The 6,203-nt window shown below is 51.6% G+C and carries 8 protein-coding genes and 1 pseudogene; 6 read left to right on the forward strand and 3 right to left on the reverse strand.

Going from position 1 to position 6,203, the window contains the following annotated elements; genetic code table 11:
* From WFM46_RS22395 to rluB, 4 genes are all read left to right on the forward strand, one after another.
* Positions 1–179 (forward strand): Sua5/YciO/YrdC/YwlC family protein (locus tag WFM46_RS22395; RefSeq protein WP_336998588.1); only part of this gene is annotated, 179 nt, incomplete at its 5' end.
* 202 nt (positions 180–381) lie between these two features.
* On the forward strand, positions 382–903 hold the full coding sequence (locus WFM46_RS22400) for a DUF2778 domain-containing protein (RefSeq protein ID WP_336998586.1): 522 nt from the start codon (positions 382–384) through the stop codon (positions 901–903).
* A gap of 248 nt (positions 904–1,151) precedes the next feature.
* Entirely contained in the window at positions 1,152–1,643 is a 492-nt protein-coding gene (locus WFM46_RS22405; RefSeq protein ID WP_336998587.1) for an Hcp family type VI secretion system effector, read from the forward strand.
* 257 nt (positions 1,644–1,900) lie between these two features.
* Complete coding sequence (gene rluB, locus WFM46_RS22410; RefSeq protein WP_103179893.1) at positions 1,901–2,776, forward strand: 23S rRNA pseudouridine(2605) synthase RluB; 876 nt, start codon at positions 1,901–1,903, stop codon at positions 2,774–2,776.
* Positions 2,777–2,810: 34 nt separating this feature from the next.
* Here the strand turns inward: rluB and cobO are convergent, their stop codons facing one another.
* Together cobO and WFM46_RS22420 are read right to left on the reverse strand one after the other, a co-directional pair.
* Positions 2,811–3,401 carry a cob(I)yrinic acid a,c-diamide adenosyltransferase gene (gene cobO / locus WFM46_RS22415; protein WP_180210514.1) on the reverse strand — a complete coding sequence of 197 codons (591 nt, stop codon included), beginning with the start codon at positions 3,399–3,401 and terminating at the stop codon, positions 2,811–2,813.
* Positions 3,398–4,159 (reverse strand): YciK family oxidoreductase, encoded by a 762-nt coding sequence (locus tag WFM46_RS22420; protein WP_180210515.1) that lies wholly within the window; start codon positions 4,157–4,159, stop codon positions 3,398–3,400. Before WFM46_RS22420 ends, cobO begins: the two co-directional genes overlap by 4 nt.
* Positions 4,160–4,408: 249 nt before the next feature.
* Here WFM46_RS22420 and sohB point away from each other — a divergent pair, with 249 nt between their 5' ends.
* The gene (gene sohB, locus WFM46_RS22425; protein WP_103179890.1) at positions 4,409–5,455 is read left to right on the forward strand and encodes a protease SohB; all 1,047 of its coding nucleotides are present in this window, start codon (positions 4,409–4,411) and stop codon (positions 5,453–5,455) included.
* Between the two features lie 35 nt (positions 5,456–5,490).
* Here the strand turns inward: sohB and WFM46_RS22430 are convergent, their stop codons facing one another.
* Positions 5,491–5,742 (reverse strand): YciN family protein, encoded by a 252-nt coding sequence (locus tag WFM46_RS22430; RefSeq protein ID WP_156654654.1) that lies wholly within the window; start codon positions 5,740–5,742, stop codon positions 5,491–5,493.
* A gap of 396 nt (positions 5,743–6,138) precedes the next feature.
* Here WFM46_RS22430 and WFM46_RS23935 point away from each other — a divergent pair.
* Positions 6,139–6,203, forward strand: a pseudogene (locus WFM46_RS23935) (toprim domain-containing protein); the annotation flags it as partial.

Genomic DNA, 6,203 nt, shown 5'->3' on the forward strand with positions numbered 1-6,203 from the left:
CGGGCAGCGACTATACGGAATCCGATCCCGATGAGATCAAAGACCGTCTGGAGAAACAGGTTGAGCTGGTGATTCACGGCGGCTATCTCGGCCAACAGCCGACCACGGTGATCGATTTAACGGAAGATGCCCCGGTTGTGCTGCGTGAAGGGGCGGGGGATGTGAAGCCTTTCCTGTAATATCCATTCTTTTAGGGCCATCTATATAGCATGAACTCTCCCGCTATAATGGCCCTGCTATTAAGGCTTAGCTTATTTCCCTCGCACATTTAATATCTTGTTATTATCTGAAAATTAGCCCGTGTCCGGAATAACCCTATTCCCGCATGAATATGTAGATATACGATAAGTGAACACATATTTATAGATAAAGGGGTTGTCTATGGCGTTACGAGGGACATTAATTCTGAACGGAGCAGACTACTCGCCTTTTAATCTGTACGGCGTTGGGGTGTTTATGGCACATTCAGGTAAAGGCGTTTGCCGTAACAATGGAGGATGCCGAAATATTCCTGATAATGGCCCAATTCCGCCCGGTAAGTATTGGATTGTGGATCGGCATGAGGGGAACTGGTTCTCGCAAAAGCAACTTGAAATTAAAGATTTTACAAAGCGAATACTGAATATCAGCCCTTTTGGTAAATCGGATTGGTTTGCCTTGTGGCGAGATGATTGGGGAATAGACGATAATACCTGGATAGAGGGTGTTAAGCGCGGTAGCTTCCGGTTGCACCCCGGTGCTTCGTCAAAAGGCTGTATAACAATCGCCCATAATCCTGATTTTGCGATGATTTATAATGCGCTTATGAATACATCACTTGTTCAGGTCCCCTGTATGCGGGCGTTGATGGCGAGAGGATGGGTGGAGGTAGTTGCTGGTGGTTATAACAACATTCGTTTGTAGGTTAAGTAAAGTTATTTATTTTATTACATTATTTATAGTTGTAGGCCGCTTGATAGGCGATCCTGAACTCTGGTTTAACGATGATTTAGCCACACGCATTGGTCATCTTATTTATGGGCCTGACGAAATCGGTGCGGATAATTTTTATGATCTGTATTTATACATTCACATTATTTCTATTTTACCTGTGGCTATATTTATCTATGTTATGACAATGAAGTTAATCAAAAAATTAAGGAGCAAATAAAATGCCAATTCCTCCGTATATGTGGCTCAAAGACGATGGTGGCGCCGATATTAAAGGTTCTGTAGATATTCAGGACCGTGAAGGCAGCGTCGAAATTATCGGTCTGAGTCATGGCATCAACCTGCCTGTTGACAGTGCCAACGGTAAAATTACCGGTACACGCCAACACTCATCCATGATGATTGAAAAGGAAGTCGATAGCTCCACGCCCTACCTCTATAAAGCAGCCGCGACAGGCCAGACGTTGAAAAGTGCCGAGATCAGGTTTTATCACATTAACGACGCAGGACAGGAAGTCTGCTATTACACGGTGTTGATGGAAAACGTGAAGATCACTGGCGTTAACTGCGCTGTACCTAACGTAAAATTATCGGGCAACGATAAAATGAATCATGTAGAAAGCGTCAGTATTCAGTATGAAAAAATCACCTGGCGTATCGTGGATGGCAACATTCAGTTCACCGATGCCTGGAATGAGCGGCCTACGGCCTGAGAAATCTGCCTGCCCAAATCGTTGGGTTTGCTTCAGGTTACCAGCACCCGCTCGCCGCGGCGCAAAACTTGTTGAATCATTTAGTCTAAAATTCATGTAGTATGTGCGGCCATGAATCACTGGGCGAGACGCATTGTCCGCCATTATGTGTGCTGTGAAAAAGTTACAGATCATTGAGTTAAGGTTGAATCGCGCTTAACTCCTTGTTTTCGAATGTATACCAGACGCCTGTGAAGGCGACACCTGAAGGAAGCTCAATGAGCGAGAAATTACAGAAAGTGCTGGCCCGCGCCGGCCACGGTTCACGCCGTGAAATCGAAACCATTATCGAAGCAGGTCGTGTCAGTGTGGACGGTAAAATCGCCACGCTGGGTGATCGTGTGGAAATCGTACCAGGCCTGAAAATCCGTATCGATGGCCACCTGATCTCGGTGAAAGAGTCCGCCGAGCAAATCTGCCGCGTACTGGCTTACTATAAGCCGGAAGGCGAGCTCTGCACCCGCAACGATCCGGAAGGTCGCCCAACCGTATTCGACCGCCTGCCAAAACTGCGCGGCGCGCGCTGGATCGCTGTAGGTCGTCTGGATGTTAACACCTGTGGCCTGCTGCTCTTCACTACCGATGGTGAACTGGCAAACCGTCTGATGCACCCAAGCCGTGAAGTGGAGCGTGAATATGCGGTCCGCGTGTTCGGTGAAGTTGACGACAATAAGATCCGTGAACTCTCTCGCGGCGTGCAGCTTGAAGATGGCCCGGCTGCGTTTAAAACCATCAAGTTTACCGGTGGTGAAGGTATTAACCAGTGGTACAACGTCACCCTGACCGAAGGCCGTAACCGCGAGGTGCGTCGCCTGTGGGAAGCCGTTGGCGTGCAGGTTAGCCGCCTGATCCGCGTTCGCTACGGTGACATTCTTCTGCCGAAGGGGCTGCCACGTGGCGGCTATACCGAGCTGGATTTAACCCAGACCAACTATCTGCGTGAGCTGGTGCAGCTGGCGCCGGAAACCTCCTCGAAAGTGGCGGTAGAAAAAGATCGTCGCCGCATGAAGGCGAACCAGATCCGTCGTGCGGTTAAACGCCATAGCCAGGTCAGCGGCAATCGCCGCTCTGGCAGCCGTAACAACAACGGCTAAAAAAATACAAAACCCGGCCTGGCCGGGTTTTTTGTTAATAGTCGATGCCGATTTGCGCTTTAACGCCTGCATCAAAGGCGTGTTTCACCGGGCGTAACTCGCTGACCGTATCCGCCATCTCCATAAGATCCCGATGACAGCCGCGCCCGGTAATAATCACCGTCTGGTGCGCCGGTCGGTTGTTCAGCGCATCAACCACTTCCTGTAACGATAAATAGTCGTAGGCCACCATATAGGTGATCTCATCGAGCAGAACCATATTCAACGTGGTATCCGCCAGCATACGCTTTGCATGCTCCCAGACCGCCAGGCAGGCCGCGGTGTCAGTGTCGCGGTTTTGCGTGTCCCAGGTAAAGCCGGTCGCCATAACCTGAAACTCTACACCCTGCGGCTCCAGCAGATTACGCTCGCCGTTAGGCCACTCGCCTTTGATGAACTGGATCACACCCACCTTTTGTCCATGACCGACGGCACGCGTGGCGGTCCCAAAAGCGGCAGTGGTTTTGCCTTTGCCGTTGCCGGTGAAGACGATAATAATTCCGCGCTCATCCTGAGCTGCGGCAACGCGGGCATCGACCTGCTCTTTCAGGCGCTGCTGGCGCTGCTGATGACGTTCATCACTCATTGCGATATTCCTGGTTTACGGCCGGGTTGGGCATCAAAGGTCATGCCGGTTTTCCGGCGGCTGTCATCGCCCATCAGCCACAGATAAAGCGGCATGATATCGGCAGGGGTTTTCAGTTTAAGCGGATCTTCGCTCGGGAACGCGCTGGCGCGCATGCTGGTGCGGGTCCCGCCGGGGTTGATGCAGTTTACGCGCAGATGGCGGTTCTGATACTCCTCGGCCAGGACCTGCATCATCCCTTCGGTGGCAAATTTCGAGGCGGCATAGGCGCCCCAGTTAGCCCGACCCTGACGCCCAACGCTGGATGAGGTAAACACCAGCGAGCCGGAATCAGACTTCAGTAATAAAGGAAGCAATGCCTGGGTAAGGAAGAAGGTACCGTTAACGTTGACCTGCATCACCTGCTGCCAGATCTCCGGCGTTTGCTCTTCCATGGGCCGCACTTCGCCAAGGAAGCCCGCATTATGCAGTACCCCGTCCAGACGGGGATACTCAGCTGAAATACGATCAGCAAGTTCCCTGCAGCTCTGGGGGGTACAGGTTAACAGGTCGAGAACATATTCGCGGGTCGGCGCGCCACCTTCACTGGCGATCGCCTGAGCGACGTCACGCAATTTATCTTCATTACGTCCCAGCAGAATCAGGCGCGCACCGTGGCGGGCGTAAGTCAGCGCCGCTTCGCGACCAATACCGTCGCTGGCCCCCGTGACCAAAATAATACGTTTTTGCAGTAGATCTTTTTTCGGTTGATAGTGCAAGGTCACTCCTCTGGCGCGCGTTGGTGCGGCCCATGCTGTGCGGTCTCTTTTCGGCTTTATGCCCGAAAGCGCGGTTGATTACAATCAGTCTACCGGAGAGTTCGCTGTAAAATTAACAATTTGCAAATATTTCATTCATAAATAAACATTTCTGAAGAGGGCTCGCAAGGGTATCGTCAGGTAAGAGACGCCTGGTGAAGGCTGTTGTACACTGGGTGGGAAAACAAGTGGTTAAACCAAGGTGGACGCGTGGAATTACTTTCTGAGTACGGTTTATTTCTGGCCAAAATTGCGACGGTGGTGATTGCCATTGCGGTGATCGCCGTTCTGATTGTTAACCTGACGCAGCGCAAACGTCAGCGCGGCGAGTTGCGCATTACCCGCTTAAGCGAGCAGTACACTGAGATGAAGGAAGAGATGTCAGTGGCGCTGCTCGATGCGCATCAGCAAAAACAGTGGCACAAAGCGCAGAAGAAAAAGCACAAACTTGAAGCGAAAGCGGCAAAGCAGAAAGCAAAGCAGGAACTCCATCCGGAGGTGGCAAAGCCACGGGTCTATGTGCTGGACTTTAAAGGCAGCATGGACGCCCATGAAGTCTCCTCCCTGCGCGAGGAGATCACTGCTGTGCTGGCGGTGGCAAGAGCTGAAGATCAGGTGGTGCTGCGTCTCGAAAGCCCGGGTGGGGTGGTACATGGTTACGGTCTGGCCTCTTCACAGCTGCAACGTCTGCGTGACAAACATATCCCGCTGACGGTGGCGGTGGATAAAGTCGCTGCCAGCGGCGGTTATATGATGGCTTGCGTGGCCGATAAAATTGTCGCGGCGCCTTTCTCTATTATTGGTTCGATTGGCGTGGTGGCGCAGATCCCTAACTTCAATCGTTTCCTGAAAAATAAAGACATCGATGTTGAGCTTCACACGGCGGGCCAGTACAAGCGCACGCTGACCCTGTTGGGTGAAAACACCGAAGAGGGGCGACAGAAATTCCGCGAAGATCTCAATGACACCCATCAGCTGTTTAAAGGATTTGTGAAGCAGATGCGACCCACGCTCGATATCGACGAGGTCGCCACCGGCGAGCACTGGTACGGTACCCAGGCGCTGGAAAAAGGGCTGGTGGACCAGGTGGGAACCAGCGACGATCTGCTGCTCTCGCTGATGGAGGGGCGCGAGTTGGTGGGTGTGCGCTATACGCGCCGTAAAAAGCTGATGGACCGCTTTACCAATAGCGCCGCAGAGAGCGCGGATCGTCTGCTGCTGCGCTGGCTACAGCGAGGTCAGAAACCGCTGCTGTGAATAAAAACGCGAGGCACTGGCCTCGCGTTTTTGCATCAATCAACCAGGTGGTACTTTTCAGATAAGACATGGGCGAGGTATTTAAACATATTAAATACCGCCGTGCTGCGCGGGGTTGGTAGCCCCTGCTCATCGAGAAAGTACTCTCCGCTGAACACCAGCACACCATTGCGCTGTTCCACGCCCGTGGCTTCGATCCCTGCCATGGTGTCGTCATGTTCACGAATGAGTTTATTTGCTTCAACAAGCAACGTTTCACGGTCAATGGGTTGGGTATTTTGCTGCATTATCCACTCCTTAAACAGTGATATTAGTCTACGCCGCCGCGGTGCCGGGAGCAAATTTTCCCCGTTTTGCCCCCTCCAGGGCAAGAGGTACAGCGCTGGCGTGATTTGCTTTTGCATGCTAATAAAGTTGCGTAACGGATTTTATCAGGTAGAGTGTGCGCTTTCGTCATTCTGGCAACAGATTTGCTTGACATTCGACCTAAATCTCGTCGTGTGGTTATACTGGAGCGAGAAAAATCGCGTCAACTCAACTGCTTATGTGATGTCGATTTTATGACTGAACGGCAAACGGGGTTGATATCCACTCGTGGCGTCGTTATATAAATGTCTCGTCGCCAGGGGAAGGTGAACTCACGCGACGTATTCCTGGAAGAAACAAATTAGGTAAAGGTGAATATGGGTAAAGCTCTCGTTATCGTTGAGTCCCCGGCAAAAGCCAAAACGATCAATAAGTATTTGGG

Origin of the sequence: Leclercia sp. M50 (assembly GCF_037150775.1) — a bacterium.
In the GTDB taxonomy this organism is placed as follows: Bacteria; Pseudomonadota; Gammaproteobacteria; order Enterobacterales; family Enterobacteriaceae; genus Enterobacter.

Excerpts from the sequence above, each read along its gene's own strand:
- WFM46_RS22400 (WP_336998586.1), top strand. The coding sequence starts at position 382 with ATGGCGTTACGAGGGACATTAATTCTGAACGGAGCAGACTACTCGCCT.
- WFM46_RS22405 (WP_336998587.1), top strand. The coding sequence starts at position 1,152 with ATGCCAATTCCTCCGTATATGTGGCTCAAAGACGATGGTGGCGCCGAT.
- rluB (WP_103179893.1), top strand. The coding sequence starts at position 1,901 with ATGAGCGAGAAATTACAGAAAGTGCTGGCCCGCGCCGGCCACGGTTCA.
- cobO (WP_180210514.1), bottom strand. The coding sequence starts at position 3,401 with ATGAGTGATGAACGTCATCAGCAGCGCCAGCAGCGCCTGAAAGAGCAG.
- WFM46_RS22430 (WP_156654654.1), bottom strand. The coding sequence starts at position 5,742 with ATGCAGCAAAATACCCAACCCATTGACCGTGAAACGTTGCTTGTTGAA.